Annotated in this window: 13 protein-coding genes; 5 read left to right on the forward strand and 8 right to left on the reverse strand. The window is 74.5% G+C overall.

The window, feature by feature from the left end; translation table 11 throughout:
• The first annotated feature begins 24 nt into the window (after positions 1 to 24).
• Both CG747_RS44515 and CG747_RS44520 read left to right on the forward strand, forming a co-directional pair.
• Positions 25 to 234 carry a DUF397 domain-containing protein gene (locus CG747_RS44515; RefSeq protein ID WP_100607587.1) on the forward strand — a complete coding sequence of 70 codons (210 nt, stop codon included), beginning with the start codon at positions 25 to 27 and terminating at the stop codon, positions 232 to 234.
• A 56-nt stretch (positions 235 to 290) separates the two neighbouring features.
• Positions 291 to 566 (forward strand): DUF397 domain-containing protein, encoded by a 276-nt coding sequence (locus CG747_RS44520; RefSeq protein ID WP_100607588.1) that lies wholly within the window; start codon positions 291 to 293, stop codon positions 564 to 566.
• A gap of 112 nt (positions 567 to 678) precedes the next feature.
• Here CG747_RS44520 and CG747_RS44525 read toward each other — a convergent pair whose 3' ends face one another.
• From CG747_RS44525 to CG747_RS44540, 4 genes are all read right to left on the reverse strand, one after another.
• A complete protein-coding gene (locus CG747_RS44525; RefSeq protein ID WP_257981188.1) occupies positions 679 to 1,959 on the reverse strand; it encodes an MFS transporter in 1,281 nt (426 codons plus the stop codon).
• A gap of 160 nt (positions 1,960 to 2,119) precedes the next feature.
• A complete protein-coding gene (locus tag CG747_RS44530; protein WP_100607590.1) occupies positions 2,120 to 3,196 on the reverse strand; it encodes a Zn-dependent alcohol dehydrogenase in 1,077 nt (358 codons plus the stop codon).
• Positions 3,193 to 4,395: an acyl-CoA dehydrogenase family protein gene (locus tag CG747_RS44535; protein WP_100607591.1), complete on the reverse strand. Its 1,203-nt coding sequence runs from the start codon at positions 4,393 to 4,395 to the stop codon at positions 3,193 to 3,195. Before CG747_RS44535 ends, CG747_RS44530 begins: the two co-directional genes overlap by 4 nt.
• 127 nt (positions 4,396 to 4,522) lie before the next feature.
• Entirely contained in the window at positions 4,523 to 5,437 is a 915-nt protein-coding gene (locus CG747_RS44540; protein ID WP_100607592.1) for an SDR family NAD(P)-dependent oxidoreductase, read from the reverse strand.
• 188 nt (positions 5,438 to 5,625) lie between these two features.
• Here CG747_RS44540 and CG747_RS44545 point away from each other — a divergent pair, with 188 nt between their 5' ends.
• On the forward strand, positions 5,626 to 6,552 hold the full coding sequence (locus CG747_RS44545; protein ID WP_100607593.1) for a cyclase family protein: 927 nt from the start codon (positions 5,626 to 5,628) through the stop codon (positions 6,550 to 6,552).
• A gap of 261 nt (positions 6,553 to 6,813) precedes the next feature.
• Here CG747_RS44545 and CG747_RS44550 read toward each other — a convergent pair whose 3' ends face one another.
• The 3 genes from CG747_RS44550 to CG747_RS44560 form a co-directional block, all read right to left on the reverse strand.
• On the reverse strand, positions 6,814 to 7,287 hold the full coding sequence (locus CG747_RS44550; protein ID WP_100607594.1) for an ATP-binding protein: 474 nt from the start codon (positions 7,285 to 7,287) through the stop codon (positions 6,814 to 6,816).
• A 481-nt stretch (positions 7,288 to 7,768) separates the two neighbouring features.
• Positions 7,769 to 8,728 carry an acyl-CoA dehydrogenase family protein gene (locus CG747_RS44555; protein WP_100607601.1) on the reverse strand — a complete coding sequence of 320 codons (960 nt, stop codon included), beginning with the start codon at positions 8,726 to 8,728 and terminating at the stop codon, positions 7,769 to 7,771.
• Positions 8,729 to 8,736: 8 nt separating this feature from the next.
• Complete coding sequence (locus tag CG747_RS44560) at positions 8,737 to 9,966, reverse strand: acyl-CoA dehydrogenase family protein (RefSeq protein WP_100607595.1); 1,230 nt, start codon at positions 9,964 to 9,966, stop codon at positions 8,737 to 8,739.
• Between the two features lie 261 nt (positions 9,967 to 10,227).
• Between CG747_RS44560 and CG747_RS44565 the strand changes: the two genes are divergently transcribed.
• Together CG747_RS44565 and CG747_RS44570 are read left to right on the forward strand one after the other, a co-directional pair.
• On the forward strand, positions 10,228 to 11,880 hold the full coding sequence (locus CG747_RS44565; protein WP_100607596.1) for a class I adenylate-forming enzyme family protein: 1,653 nt from the start codon (positions 10,228 to 10,230) through the stop codon (positions 11,878 to 11,880).
• Between the two features lie 41 nt (positions 11,881 to 11,921).
• On the forward strand, positions 11,922 to 13,124 hold the full coding sequence (locus CG747_RS44570; protein WP_100607597.1) for a winged helix DNA-binding domain-containing protein: 1,203 nt from the start codon (positions 11,922 to 11,924) through the stop codon (positions 13,122 to 13,124).
• A 21-nt stretch (positions 13,125 to 13,145) separates the two neighbouring features.
• Here CG747_RS44570 and CG747_RS44575 read toward each other — a convergent pair.
• A partial coding sequence (locus CG747_RS44575) for a protein kinase (RefSeq protein ID WP_100607602.1) occupies positions 13,146 to 15,144 on the reverse strand: 1,999 nt, incomplete at its 5' end.

The raw sequence follows: 15,144 nt of genomic DNA on the forward strand, positions 1-15,144 counted from the left end.
GGGACATGAGAGAGGCATCGAGGGATGAGCACCCTAAAACTTCATGGCACCGCATGGCGCAAGAGCAGCTACAGCGGAACGGGAGGCAACTGCATCGAGGTCGCCGACAGCACGCCCGGCGTCATACCCGTACGCGACAGCAAGGAACCCATAGGCTGCCATCTCGCCTTCAGCACGGCCGCCTGGTACGCATTCATCAAAGCCCTCAAGGACAACGAACCGCCCTTCGGCTGAACCCAGCGGAAGGCGCAAACCTGCTCCCCGCTGGCCAGCCTGTTCAAGGAGTGACGGTGACCGCATTCGAGTTTCGCAAGTCCAGTTACAGCGGCTCCCAGGGCGAATGCGTGGAGGTCGCCTGCAACATCCCCCATCTTGCCGGCGCCGAATGGCGGAAGAGCAACCACAGCGACAAGGGTGGCGACTGCGTCGAGGTCGCCGACGACACCCCCGGCGTCATACCCGTACGCGACAGCAAGGACCCCATAGGCCCCCATCTCACCTTCGGCACGGCCGCCTGGGCCGCCTTCATCGACGACGTGAAGCGTGGCGGAGCGGCGATCGGCTGAGGCGCCGGACTACCCGCACCACCCACCACCAAGCCCCGGCCCCTCCCGGACCGGGGCTCGCTGGTGTGCGTGGCCGGTAAAGACGAGGCGCAGCAGGGCAGGCGCCGCGCACTCAGGCCGTGACGGCCGCCGTCCTCCCCCGCAGCACCAGCGCCATCAGTGCCGCCACCGCGCACAGGGCGCCCGAGGCGTACCAGACCGGGTCGTAGGTGCCGAGGGCGTCGCGGGCCAGGCCGCCCAGGAAGGCGATGAGGGCGGCGCCGACCTGGTGGGCGGCGAGGACCCAGCCGAAGACGATGGCGCTGTCGTCGCCGTAGTGGGCGCGGCAGAGGGCGAGGGTCGGCGGGACGGTGGCGACCCAGTCGAGGCCGTAGAAGACGATGAAGAAGACCATCGGGGGGTGGACGGCGGCGGAGAGGAGGAAGGGGAGGAAGAGGAGGGAGAGGCCGCGGAGGGCGTAGTAGACGGCGAGGAGGCGGCGGGTGTCGAAGCGGTCGGTGAGCCAGCCGGAGCCGATGGTGCCGACGATGTCGAAGACGCCGATCACGGCGAGGAGCGAGGCGGCCGCCGTCATGGGCATGCCGTGGTCGTGGGCGGCGGGTACGAAGTGGGTCTTGACCAGGCCGTTCGTGGTGGCGCCGCAGATCGCGAAGGTGCCGGACAGCAGCCAGAACGGGGTCGTGCGGGCCGCCGCGAAGAGGGCACCCAGGGCACGGCGGGCGGCGCCGCGCTGCGGGGGCGGCTTGGGGACGAACTCCTCCGCGCCGTACGGGGTGCTGCCGACGTCGGCGGGGTGGTCGCGCAGCAGGAGCCACACCAGGGGGACGACGGCGAGGGCGGCGAGGGCGACGGTCACGGCGGCCGGGCGCCAGGAGTGGCGCTCGACGATCATCGACAGGAGCGGCAGGAAGACCAGCTGGCCGGAGGCGCCGGCCGCGGTGAGGATGCCGGTGACCAGGCCGCGGCGGGCGGTGAACCAGCGGTTGGTGACGGTCGCGGCGAAGGCCAGGGCCATCGAGCCGCTGCCCAGGCCGACCAGCACGCCCCAGAGCAGGATGAGTTGCCAGCTGGTGGTCATGAAGACGGTGAGGCCGGCGCCGGCCGCGATCACGGTCAGCGCGGCGGCCACCACCCGGCGGATGCCGAAGCGGTCCATCAGGGCGGCGGCGAACGGCGCGGTCAGCCCGTAGAGGGCGAGGTTGACCGAGACCGCTAGGCCGATGGTGCCGCGCGACCAGTGGAACTCCGCGTGCAGCGGGTCGATCAGCAGGCCGGGCAGGGAGGCGAAGCCGGCCGCGCCGATGAGGGTGAGGAAGGTGACGGCGGCGACCGACCAGGCCCGGTGCGGCCGCCGGCGGACGGGGGCCGCACCGGGCGGCGGCCCCGCGTTCACGGGGGCGGCGGCATCGGCGCGTACGGGTGGCTCGGGCGATATGCGGGTCACCTGAGCAGCTTCGGGGAGCCGGCCCGACCGAACGAGTGACCCAAGGGTCAGGCATCGCAAGGATCGGGCCAGCGGCCACGCTTCCCGTACTGCCGCCCCGCTCAGGCCCTCAGGGCCCGTCGAAGACCAGCACCGCCCGCGCCACCCGCCCGTGATGCGCGTCGTCCGCCGCCTTGGCGAAGTCCGTCACCTGGTACGTCGCGGTCACCAACTCGTCGAGCAGCAGCCGCCCTTCGCGGTACATCCGGGCGTAGAGGGCGATGTCCCGCTGCGGGCGGGCGGAGCCGTAGCGGCAGCCGAGGATGGACTTGTCCAGGTACATGGAGGAGACCAGGAAGGACGCCTCCGCGGTGGCCGGCGGGACGCCCAGCAGCACCGCCTGCCCGTGCCGGTCCAGCAGGTCGATCGCCTGCCGGATCAGCCGCGTGCTGCCCACGCACTCGAAGGTGTGGTCGGCGCCGGTCGGCAGGATCTCCTTCACCGCCTTGACGGCGTCCGGCACGGCCGACGCGTCGACGAAGTGGGTCGCCCCGAACTGCCGTGCCGCCGCCTCCTTCTCGGGATTGGCGTCCACCGCCACGATCACCGAGGCACCCGCGATGCGCGCGCCCTGGAGCACGTTGAGGCCGATGCCGCCGGCGCCGATCACCACCACCGAGTCCCCGCGGTCCACCCGCGCCCGGTTCAGCACCGCGCCCACACCGGTCAGCACCCCGCACCCGATCAGCGCGGCCGACGTCAGCGGGATCTCCTTCGGGATCTTCACCGCCTGCACCGCCTTGACGACCGTCCGCTCCGCGAACGCCGAGTTCGACGCGAAGCTGTACAGCTCCGCACCGCCCCGCCGGAACGGCGTGCCGGGCATCCCGATCGCCTTGCGGCACATCGTCGGCCGCCCCCGGTCGCACTCCGCGCACGTCCCGCAGTTCGCCAGCGTCGACAGCGCCACATGGTCGCCGGGCGCCACATGGCCCACGCCCGCCCCCACGGCCTCGACGACCCCCGCACCCTCGTGCCCCAACACCACCGGCACCGGAAACGGAATCGTCCCGTCGATCACCGACAGGTCGCTGTGGCACAACCCGGCCGCCCGGATCCCCACCAGCACCTCGCCCGGCCCCGGGTCCCGCACCTCCAGATCGTCCACGACCCGGGCCTGCTCACCGTCGAATATGACGCCTTTCATCTGAACCGCTCCGCTCTCGGCAGGCCGAGCACCCGCTCGGCGATGATGTTGCGCTGGATCTCGTCCGAGCCGCCGTAGATCGTGTCGGCCCGGGTGAACAGGAACAGCCTTTGCCACGCGTCGAGTTCGTACGGCGCCGCGGCGGACCACTCACCGGGGCCCACGGCGGCGACCGCGCCCCGCACCCGCATCGCCAGCTCCCCCAACCGCTGGTGCCACCCTCCCCACAGCAGCTTCGCCACGCTCGGCGCCCCCGCGTCGCCCGCCGCCCCCAGGGTCCGCAACGCGTTCCACCGCATCACCTCCAACTCTGCCCACTGCCTTACGAGTTGCTCACGCAGCACTGGATCGCGCACCGCCCCGCCGCGCACCGCCGCACCGACCACCTCACCCAACTCCCGTGCGAAACCGATCTGCTGGACGAGCGTCGACACCCCCCGTTCCAGGGCCAGCAGCCCCATCGCCACCCGCCAGCCGGCGCCCTCGCCGCCCACCACGTGATCGGCGCGCGCCACCGCCCCGTCGAAGAACACCTCGTTGAACTCCGCGGTCCCCGACATCTGCCGGATCGGCCGCACCTCGACCCGCCCCGGCTGGTCCATCGGCACCAGCAGGAACGACAGCCCCCGGTGCCGCCGCTCCCCCGGATCCGTGCGCGCCAGGACGAAGCACCAGTCGGCCTCCGCGGCCAACGAGGTCCACACCTTCTGCCCGCTGATCCGGTACCCGTCCCCGTCCCGGACCGCCACCGTCCGCAGCCCCGCCAGGTCCGACCCCGCCTCCGGCTCGCTGTACCCCTGGCACCACAGCTCCTCGCCCCGCGCCACGGCCGGCAGGAACCGCCTCCGCTGCGCCTCGTCCCCGTACGCGATCAGGGTCGGCGCCAGCAGGTTCTCCCCGATGTGCCCCACCCGGCCCGGCGCCCCGGCCCGCGCGTACTCCTCCGCCCACACCACCTGCTGCGTCAGCGACCCGGCCCGGTTCCCGTACTCCCCGTGCGCCCGGTCCCACCCCAGCCCGATCCACCCCCCGCGCCCCAACTCCCGCTCCCAGTCCCGCCGGACCCCCACCCCCACATGCTCGCTCCCGGGCCCACCCCCCGCCCCCAACGAGGCGAAGGCCCCCACGAGATGGGCATCCAGCCAGGCCCGCACCTCCCCCCGAAACGCCTCATCCTCGTCCCCGAACCCGAAATCCACCGGAACCCTCCCACTCACACCAGCCCCAACGCTCCCCGAACCCACCCGCCCACCCCGCAGGCCCGGCACCGCCCCCCGAACAGCCGCGCGCAGCGGCAACGCCCGCCGCAGGCGCAAAAACGCCCCCCTACGAATTGGGCCGCTCCTTGGCCGCCGCGGCCCGCGCCATCTCCTCCAGCTGCGCCAGCATCGGCATGGGGTCCACCCCGACCGACCCCGCCACCGCCTCGGCGACCCGCTCCGGCGTCCAGCCGCCCCCGTCGGCGTAGACGGAGCGCAGCTCCCTCGGCTGGGCCCACACCGCGATCTTCGGCCCGGCCACGGTGTACACCTGGCCGGTGACCCCGTCGGCGCGGGCCCGTTCGCTCAGCAGGTAGACGACGAACGCCGCCACGTCCTCCGGTTCGCCGATCTCCGCCAGCTCCATCGGCACGTTGGCCGACATCCGCGTCCGGGCGACCGGCGCCACCGCGTTCGCCGTCACCCCGTACTTGTGCAGGCCGAGCGCCGCGCTGCGCACCAGCGAGATGATGCCGCCCTTCGCCGAGGCGTAGTTGGCCTGGGCGACGCTGCCCTGGTGGTTGCCGCTGGTGAAGCCGATCAGCGTGCCGGACTTCTGCCGGCGCATCACCGCCGCGGCGGCCCGGAACACCGTGAAGGTGCCCTTGAGGTGCGTGGCGACGACCGGGTCCCACTCCTCCTCGGACATGTTGAAGAGCATCCGTTCGCGCAGGATGCCGGCCACGCACACCACTCCGTCGATCCGGCCGTACTCGGCCAGCGCGGTGTCCACGATCCGCTGGCCGCCGGCCATCGTGGAGACGTCGTCGGCGACGGCCGTTGCGGTGCCGCCCGCCGCCTCGATCTCCTTGACCACCGCCTCGGCCACCTCGCTGCTGGGCTCGCCGCCCTCGATGGAGACGCCGTAGTCGTTGACCACCACCTTCGCGCCCTCGGCGGCGGCCGCGAGGGCGACGGCCCGCCCGATGCCGCGGCCGGCCCCCGTGACGGCGACCACCTTGCCGGCCAAGAAGTTCCCCATGCCGCGCCCCTTCCCACAGTTTCTGACGGACCGTTAGATTTTTGAGCAGACGCGGTACGAGCACAAGACCCCGGACGCAAGCCCGGGACACAAGAGGGCGGGGCCGGCCACGACGGCACCGGCCACCCCGCCGGCCGCCCGCCCGCACCGGAACCGAACCGCCCCCACCCGACGCCGAGGAGCACCCCATGCCCCTGCCGCAGGAGTTCCACGACATCGCCCGGCGCGTGAACAACTGGGGCCGCTGGGGCCCGGACGACGAGATCGGCACCCTGAACCTGATCACCCCGGAGGTGGTGCGCGCCGCCGCCGCGACGGTCCGCAGCGGCCGCCGCGTCCCGCTCGCGCTACCGCTCCAGCAGAACGGCGTCCAGACCGGCATGATCCCGGGGCGGGTCAACCCGCTGCACACCATGGTCGCCATCAACCAGGAGATCTTCGGCCCGGGCACGGTCGCCACCTCCGACGACACCGTCACCATGGGCCTCCAGGCCGCCACCCACTGGGACGGCCTGACCCACGTCTCGCACTCCGGGCGGCTCTACAACGACCGGCCCGCCGACGCCGTCACCGCACACCGCGGCGCCACCGCACTGGGCATCGAGAAGGTCCCCCCGATCACCTCCCGCGGCGTACTGCTCGACGTGGCCCGGGCCCACGGCACCGAGCGGCTGCCGGGCGGGCACGCGGTCACGCCGGAGGACCTGGACGCCGCCGAGGAGTTGGCCGGGACGACGGTCCGCTCCGGCGACGTCGTCCTGATCCGGACCGGGCAGATCCAGCACTACCTGGCCGGCGATCGGGAGGCGTACGCGATGCCGTCGCCCGGGCTGTCGCTGCGCACCCCGGAGTGGTTCCACGCCCGCGGGGTCGCCGCGGTCGCCAACGACACCCTGGTCTTCGAGGTCTTCCCGCCGGAGGTCGAGGGCCTGTGGCTGCCGGTGCACGCCCTGCACCTGGTCGAGATGGGCATGCTGCAGGGCCAGAACTGGAATCTGGAGGAGCTGTCGGCGGCCTGCGCCCAGGAGGGCCGCTACGCCTTCCTGCTGTCCGCAATGGCCGAGCCGTTCGTCGGCGGCACCGGCAGTCCGGTCGCGCCGGTGGCGGTGCTGTGAGGTCCGGGGCGGCGTCCCCGGCGAACCGTCGGTCCCGGGCCGGCCGGGTGGCGGCGCGCGCTGCGCGCCCCGAGCACGGCACCGCGGACCGCCACCCGGCTCCGGAACGCGATCCGCACTCGCCAAGGCCGCGGGCCGACGGCCCGACGCGACCTTGCCGTCCCCTCACGGCGCATCGCTCCCCCAAGCGTGATCACCAGGGCACGCCACGTCAACACCTGGTCTGGACTAATTCCGCGCCAGGCGAACCGATTCAGCTACCTACGCCCTATTTGTCGCGGCGCAAGCAGGGTCATACGCCCCCAGGTCCGCCCCCGCCGCCATCAGCAGCGTCTGCCCGCGGTCCACTTCGCACCAGATCCGCTTGCCGGCCCCCTCCGGCTGCCAGCCCCAGCGGTCCGCGAGACCGTCGACGAGCTCCAGGCCACGGCCGTTGGTGTCCTCGCCGTCCGCGTGCCGGGGGCGCGGCGGCCGGGCACTGGCGTCCACCACCTCGACCCGCACGGTGCCCACCACGGCACCGGTGCCCGAGAAGCACATGCGGAGCCGGGCCGACGAGCCGGTGTGCACCACCGCATTGGTGACCAGCTCGGAGATCAGCAGGATCAGCGTCTCGGCGAGCGGCTCGTCCGCCCCTATGCCCGACCCTGCGAGCCTCGACCGGGCCCACCGCCGGGCCCGCCCCACTTCCGCGGGGTCGGGCCGCACTTCCAACTGCACCTGAAGCACCTGCACCGCTCACACCATCCGAACCGGCGGAAACATCGCCTCGCGCCTCCACGGAATCACGGTGCGTGACTCCGGCGAAGCACAGCATGGTTGACGTTCAGTCACCGCAACAACCGCTTCGGGCATATTCCAGCGCAAGGGAGTATGCGTGCGGCATACTGTGCGACGCACAGCGCGGGGAGTCGAACATGGGGGGTCATCGGGGCCTAGCCCGAGGCGAGCGGCGTGCAGTCGGTACCCCGGAGCCGTCCTTCCGACGGCACCGCGACCATTGCGCAACAGAACCACTCGCACCCCACGGAGCGTACCCGAGCACACCCCCGACTCCCGCGTGTGACGAGTCACGCCTAGGACACAACCCGATATCGACCCTCCGTGACCGCTTATGCGTGAGGGGTCCGACATTTCGCACACGAGCTGCAAGAGTCTGACATCGGCGGCGTGACCGCAACGCTCCGTGATCTTCGACGGGCGCCGGCGCACCCCCTCACCCCGCCAGCGCGTCCGCCAGGCGCTCCGTCGCCTCCCGCGCGCCACCCCACGTCTCGGCCCGCAGCCAGGCCCGCTTGAGGTGCAGATGAACATCGGCCTCCCAGGTGAAGCCCATGCCGCCGTGCACCTGGAGGCAGTCCCGGGCGTTGTGCACCGCGGCCTCGTCCGCCAGCAGCTTGGCGCCCGTGATATCGAGGGCGTCCCCGGTCACCGCCGCCGCGTAGACCGCGACGCGGGCCAGCTCGGCGCGGACCAGCATCCCGGCGCACAGGTGCTTGACCGCCTGGAAGGAGCCGATCGGCGCGCCGAACTGGGTGCGCTGCCGGGCGTGGGCGACCGCCATCTCCACCGTCCGGGCCGCGCTGCCCAGCTGCTGGGCGGCGGTCAGCAGGGCCGCCTCGCGGCGCAGCCGGGGCACGTCCAGGCCGTCGCACGGGATGGCGCGCGGGCGGCCGGTGACGCGGGCGAGCGGGGTGAGGGGGTCGACCGACGCGAAGGGGGCGCGGGTGACCTCGGCGGGCGCACTACGGTGCGCGCGGCCGGCACGCTCCGGCGCACCCCCCTCCAGGAAGATCAACTCGTCGCAGTCGGCCGGATGTTCCCACAGGGCCGGGTCGGCCGACTCGTCACACAGGGCGACGATCCGTTCACCGGCGGCCACCCCGTCCACCGCCCCGGCCAGCAGGTGGCCGGCCACCAGCGGCCCCGGCAGCAGCGCCCGGCCGGCCTCCTCGAAGACCAGGGCGGCCTCCGGCAGCCCCAGCCCGACGCCGCCGTCCGCCTCCGGGAGCCGCAGCGCGAAGAACCCGGCGTCGGCCAGCTCCCGCCACAGCGCGCGGTCCAGCGCCGGGTCGTCGACGGCCGCGCGCAGCCGGTCCCGGTCGAAGCGGCCGGTCAGCAACTCCCGGGTGCCGGCCCTCAACGCCCTTTGGTCCGGGCTGAGTTGGAAGTCCACCGGTCCGCTCACCGCCCCTTCGGCAGGCCGAGGATCCGCTCGGCGACGATGTTCCGCTGGATCTGCGAGGTGCCCGCGGCGATGGTGTACGAGAGGGACGAGAGCCGGTCGGCCACCCAGGGGTGCGCCGCGTCCAGCGCCTGCCCGCCGAGCACCTCGGCCGCCGCGTCGTAGAGCTCCTGGCGGGCGTGCGAGTAGCGCAGTTTGAAGACCGAGCCGCCGGTGCCGGGGACGCCGCCGATGCTCCCCCTGGGCCTCGCACCCTCCCCCGCGACCGGCTTCGCTCGCCCGGGGGAACCGCCCCGACCAGGGGAGACCGCCATGGCCTCGCTGACGTTCCACTGGGTCAGCCGCCACAGCGCGGCGAACTCGGCGTTCAGCCGGCCCAGTCGGCGGCGGAGCACGTCGTCGTCCCAGCGGCCGTTGGCGCGGGCGGCGCGGGCGAGTTCGGCGAGCACCCGGCGGCAGGCCACCACCTCGCCGACGAAGGCGGTGCCGCGCTCGAAGGAGAGCGTCACCATCGTCACCCGCCAGCCGTCGTGCTCGGCGCCGATGCGGTTGCCGACCGGGATCCGGACCTCGTCGAGGAACACCTCGGCGAACTCCGTGGAGCCGGCCAGCGTGCGCAGCGGCCGCACGGTCACCCCGGGGGCGTCCATCGGCATCGCCAGCCAGCTGATACCGCGGTGCCGGGGGGCCTCCGGGTCGGTGCGGACCAGCAGTTCGCACCAGTCGGCGACCTCGGCGTGCGAGGTCCAGATCTTGGCACCGGTCACCACGTAGGCGTCGCCGTCCCGGACCGCCCGGGTGCGCAGCGCGGCCAGGTCGGAGCCGGCGTCCGGTTCACTGAAGCCCTGGCACCAGATCTCGTCGCCGCGCAGGATCGGCGGCAGCCAGCGGGCGCGCTGCGCGGCGGTGCCTTCGGCGGCGATGGTGGGGCCGGCGTGCAGCAGCCCGACGAAGTTGGCGCCGACGTAGGGCGCGCCGGCCTTCTCGGTCTCTTCCAGGAAGATCAGGTGCTGGGTGGGGGTGGCGCCCCGGCCGCCGGCGTCGGTGGGCCAGTGCAGGCCGGCGTACCCGGCGTCGTACAGCATCCGCTGCCAGGCCGCGTCGTAGGCCCGGCGGCCGGGCCAGTCGGTGGCGGCGGGCTTCGGCGGCAGCTTCGGCAGCACCTCGGCGAGCCAGGTCCGCAGCCGGGCCCGGAAGGCTTCCTCCTCCGCGGTGAAGGTGAGGTCCACTAGCGGTCCCGGTGCGTCGCCGGGAGCGGGGTCCCGCGGCGGCCGGCGGGCGGGCCCGCATGGTCGGCGGCGCTGGTGCCGCGCGGTGGCTCGGTCGGGTTCGCCATCGTTTCCCCTCGCCCCTGTCGGTCGACCCACCCAATTACCTGATGGCCCGTCAGTTTTGACTCCAGGCTAGCCCCGGCCCCCTGGACCGACAAGGCGTCGGCCCCTACCCTCGGGCACTGATCTGACGGATCGTCAGCAATGGGGGGAGCCCGCATGACCGGCAGCACCCTGTGGGACCTGGTCCTCTGGCGCGCCGCCCGCACACCGGACGCCACCGCCCTCGTCCAGGGCGCGGAATCCGCCCGGGACGAGCGCCGGATCACCTTCGGCGCACTGCGCGAGCGCGCCGAACGGGTCGCCGCCGGGCTGGCCGCACACGGCGTCCGCCCCGGCAGCCGGGTGGTCTGGCAACTGCCCACCCGGATCGAAACGGTGCTGGTCAGCCTGGCCCTGGCCCGGCTCGGCGCGGTACAGAGCCCGGTCCTGCCGCTCTACGGCACACACGAGCTGGGCCAGGTGCTGCGCCGCACCCGCGCCGCCTTCGTCGTCATACCCGGCGGTCCCGGTGACCCCAGTGGACCCGGTGACCCCAGTGGACCCGGTGACCCCAGTGGACCCGACGGACCCGACGGACCCGACGGACCCGGCCGCCACCGCGGCATCGACCACACCGCGATGGTGCGCCTGGCCGCCGAACTGCCCGCGCCACCGACCGTCATCGCCGGGTACGCCCCCCTGCCGGACGGCGACCCGGCCACCCTGCCCCCGCCGCCCACCGACCCCGACGCACCCCGCTGGATCTACTGGACCTCCGGCACCACCGCCGCCCCCCGCGGCGTGCTGCACACCGACCGCAGCCTGCGCACCGCCGGCACCTGCCTGGGCGCCGCACTGCGCCTGGGCCCCGACGACGTCGGCTCGATGGCCTTCCCGTACGCCCACGTCGCCGGGCCCGACTACACCGTCATGCTGCTCACCCACGGCATCCCGGCCGTCCTCGTGGAGCACTTCGCGCTGCCCGCCGCGCTCGCCCCCTACCGCCGCCACCGGGTCACCGTGGCCGGCGGCTCCACCGCCTTCTACTCCCTCTTCCTCGCCGCCCAGCGCGCCCTGCCGCCGGGGCGGCGACTGCTGCCCGCACTGCGCCTGCTGGCCGGCGGCGGCGCCCCCAAACCGCCCGCGCTGTACCACGAGGTGGTGGCCGAGCTGGGCTGCCAGCTCACCCACGGCTACGCCCTCACCGAGGCCCCGATGGTCACCATGGGCGACCCGCACGACGGCCCCGAACTACTGGCCGCCACCGACGGCCGGCCGCCCGCCGGGATGGAGATCCGGATCGCGCCGGACAGCGGGGAGATCCTGCTGCGCGGCCCGGCCGTCTGCCGCGGCTACCTGGACGAACCGGACCCGCCCCCAGACCCCGAGGGCACGGGAGGCGCCGAGGGCGCGGAAGGAGCCCCCTTCACCGCCGACGGCTTCCTGCGCACCGGCGACCTCGGGCACCTCACATCCACCGGCCACCTCGTCATCACCGGCCGCCTCAAGGACATCATCATCCGCAAGGGCGAGAACATCTCCGCCCGGGAGATCGAGGACCTCCTCTACCGCCACCCGGACATCGCGGACGCGGCGGTCATCGGACTACCGGACCCCGAGCGCGGCGAACTGGTCTGCGCGGTCGTCGAACAGCCGCCGGGATCCGCCGAGTTGACGCTCGACGCGGTCACCTCGCGGCTGCTCGCGCAAGGACTCGCCCGGCACAAGCTGCCGGAGCGGCTGGAGGTGCTGCCCGCCCTGCCGCGCGGGGCGACCCTGCGCAAGGTGCTCAAGCAGGAACTGCGGGAGCGGTTCGGGGCCCGCCCATAGCGGACAGACACTGTCCTGGATGCCCACTACGGTCGGGCGCCATGAGCCACCCCGCGCCCCGCACCCGGCCCCGGATCGACACCGCCCAGCGCCGCGCCCGCCTCGGCCGACGGCATCTGCTCGCCCCCGACTGCCGGGCGGCCACCGCCGAGGAGACCGCCGACGCGGTCGTCGCCCTGCACGCCAGCGACCCGGCCACCGTCCACCTGGCGGCCTGCGCCCGGCTGGCCGCACCGGACCCCAAGGAGGTCGAGCGGGCACTGTACGAGGACCGGTCGCTGGTGCGGATGCTGTGCATGCGGCGCACCCTCTTCGCGATCGACGCGGAACTGGCACCGGTCGTCGCCTCCTCCACCGCCCGCACCATCGCCGCCAGGGAACGGCGCGACCTGGCCAAATGGGTCCGGGAGGGACTGGGCTGGGACGAACGGCGACTGGCCGAGGTGACGGACCGGACACTGACCGCGCTGGCCGACCGCGGCGAGGCGACCGCCGCCGACCTCTCCGCCGCGGTGCCCGAGCTGCGCGCCACCGTCGTGAACTCCCCCGGCAAGCCCTACGAGGCCACCGTCGCGGTCACCAGCCGGCTGCTGCGGACGCTGGCCGCCGAGGGCAGCATCCGCCGCAGCCGACCGCGCGGCGGCTGGACCAGCAGCACCTTCCGCTGGGCACCCGGCACCGCGCTCGTCGACCTGGCGGCACCGCCGGCCCCCGAGGCGCGCGCCGCACTCGCCCGCCGCTGGCTCGCCGCCTACGGCCCGGCCACCGTCGAGGACCTCAAATGGTGGACCGGCTGGACACTCACCGACACCCGGCACGCACTGGCCGCCGTCGGCGCCGTCGAGGTCGCCCTCGACGACGGCGGCAGCACCGGGGTCGTACTCCCCGACGACCTCGACCCCGTCCCAGCGCCCGCACCATGGGCCGCCCTGCTGCCGGGCCTCGACCCGACCTCGATGGGCTGGAAGGCCCGCGACTGGTACCTCGACCCGGCCATGGCACCCCGGCTCTTCGACCGCAGCGGCAACATCGGACCGACGGTGTGGTGGAACGGCCGGATCATCGGCAGCTGGGCCCAGCGCCCCGACGGCGAGATCGTCCGGCACCTGCTCTCCGACGAGGGCGGCAGCGCCGCCGCCGAGGCGGTCGCGGCGGAGGCGGCCCGGCTGGCGGCCTGGCTCGGCGACGTCCGCGTCACCCCGCGCTTCCGCACCCCGCTGGAACGCGAACTGAGCGCGCCATGACGGCCCGCAACGCCCCCGGCGTCAGGGCCGGCCGGGACGGTAGGCGCTGCTCGCCTGGGCGTACAGCCGGTCCACCTCGGTCCGGCCGCTGTCCGGACCGATGACCAGGACGAGGTGGTAGCGCCCCTTGTCGATCATCGCGAGGTTGCGGGCGTAGACCTGGCGGCCGCCGCCGTCCTTCCAGCTGAAGGTGCCCTCGGCCATCGCCGTCTGCCCGACGTCGATCCGCCGCAGCCCGGAGACCGACGACCAGCCGGCGTCCCGGAACGCCGCCAGCTCCGGCTCCTTGTCCTGCTGGTACGCCATCGGGTCGGCGCCGAACTGCGCCGTCGCGTCACGGCCGGGCACCACCAGCAGCTCGAAGCCGCCGCCCGTGTAGCGCACCTGGCCGCGGTCCGCGACGGCGCTGCGCTGCCAGCCCTTGCGCACCGCGATCTGGAACCCCAGGGGATCGGTGCGCAGCGCGAAGCCGGGGGCGACATCGCCGGGGGCGGTGGTCTGCGGCGCGCCGGTGCCCGGCGGGCGCCCGGCGCCCTTGCCGTCGTCGCCGTCCCGGCCGGGCGAAGGGGTGGGACTGCTGCCGGGAACCGCACCCGAGGTGCCGGAGAGGTCCGCGCCGGACGGTCCGCCCGCCGCGTCCGCCCCGGACTTCGGCAGGAACACCACGGCGTAGGCGATCCCGGCCACCATCAGCAGCAGGACCACGGTGAGCAGCACCAGGCCCAGGCTCCGCGGACTGCGCGGCCCCCGCCCGGGGCGCCGCTGCGGCACGGGACCGACCCCGACCCGGCCCGGCAGCTCCACCGGCGCCGACGCCCCACCGGACGAACGCCCGGCGGACCGCGGCGCCTTGGCCGGACGGGGCCCCGCGGGCCGCTCGGCGGACCGGGACGGACCCGCCCGGAACTTCTTCGGCCGCCGGCGGCGGACCAGCTCGCCCCGCCGCCGGAGGATCGGCAGCCGCCGCGGATCGCCGGGCCCCGCCAGCGCGGGCAGGGACACCGTCCGGCGACCCAACTCCGGCTCCGGCGCCGTCCGCACCAGCGCCCGCAGCCGCCCGCGCAACTCCTCGGCACCCGGCCGCCCGGCCGGATCCGCACACAGCAGCTCCTCGATGACCGGCCGCAGCACCCCACCCCCCACGGCCTCGGCGGGCGCCTGCGCCCCCACCAGCCGCGCGAGCTCGACGGCGCTCTCCTCGGGGAACGGCGGATGCCCCTGCACCGCGCGGAACAGCAGCGCGCCCACCGCCCACAGATCCACGGCCGGCCCCACCGGCGCCCCGGCCCCGTCCACCGGCCCGGCCTGCTCCGGCGCCCAGCGCTCGGTCACCGCGCCGACCACCTGGAACCGCGCCTGCCGGGCCCGCTCGGCGGCCAGCCCGGTCGGCCCCGCGCCGACCGCGTCATCGGCCGCGCCACTGCCACCGGCTCCGCCGTCGCCCCCGGCACCGCGCCCCGAGGCCGCCTTGGCCAACGAGACCTCCGCGGCCGGCGCCCTCGGCACCGGGTCGTACCCGCACAGCGCCTCCTGGGCCGCCCCGGCCGCCAGACCGGTCAGCACGGCCCGGCCGTCGTCGCAGACCAGGACCGTCCGGGCGGTGATGTTGCGGTGGAGCCAGCCGTGCGCGTGCAGGGCGCGCAGGGCGGTGAGCAGATCGGCGGCGATCTCCGCGGCGCGGTGCGGGCTCAGCGTCCGCCCGGTGAGGACTGCGGACAGCGGGCGGGCCGGGAGCAGCTCCCCGACGATCCACAGGCTGCCGTCCTGCGCGAAGACGTCGAAGACCTGGTCGAGCAGCGGGTGGTCGGGGAGTTGGGCGGCGGCCGTCGCGGCCTGGAGGGCGCGCCGGACGACCGGGTCCCGGGGATCGCGCTCGGCGCCCGCCGCGGCCCGCCGGCCGTGGCCCGCCATCCGGCCGCCGCTGCCGAAACCATCCTGCGCACGCCCGTCCGCCGGATACCCGTCCGCCCCGCCGCCGTCGTCCGCCAGCACCTCGGCGTCCACCACCTCCGGCAGCGGC

This window comes from Streptomyces sp. CB02959, assembly GCF_002803155.1.
Classification (GTDB): Bacteria; Actinomycetota; Actinomycetes; order Streptomycetales; family Streptomycetaceae; genus Streptomyces.

Coding starts and splice junctions, on each gene's coding strand:
- CG747_RS44515 (WP_100607587.1), top strand. CDS start 25: ATGAGCACCCTAAAACTTCATGGCACCGCATGGCGCAAGAGCAGCTAC.
- CG747_RS44530 (WP_100607590.1), bottom strand. CDS start 3,196: ATGAAAGGCGTCATATTCGACGGTGAGCAGGCCCGGGTCGTGGACGAT.
- CG747_RS44540 (WP_100607592.1), bottom strand. CDS start 5,437: ATGGGGAACTTCTTGGCCGGCAAGGTGGTCGCCGTCACGGGGGCCGGC.
- CG747_RS44545 (WP_100607593.1), top strand. CDS start 5,626: ATGCCCCTGCCGCAGGAGTTCCACGACATCGCCCGGCGCGTGAACAAC.
- CG747_RS44565 (WP_100607596.1), top strand. CDS start 10,228: ATGACCGGCAGCACCCTGTGGGACCTGGTCCTCTGGCGCGCCGCCCGC.
- CG747_RS44570 (WP_100607597.1), top strand. CDS start 11,922: ATGAGCCACCCCGCGCCCCGCACCCGGCCCCGGATCGACACCGCCCAG.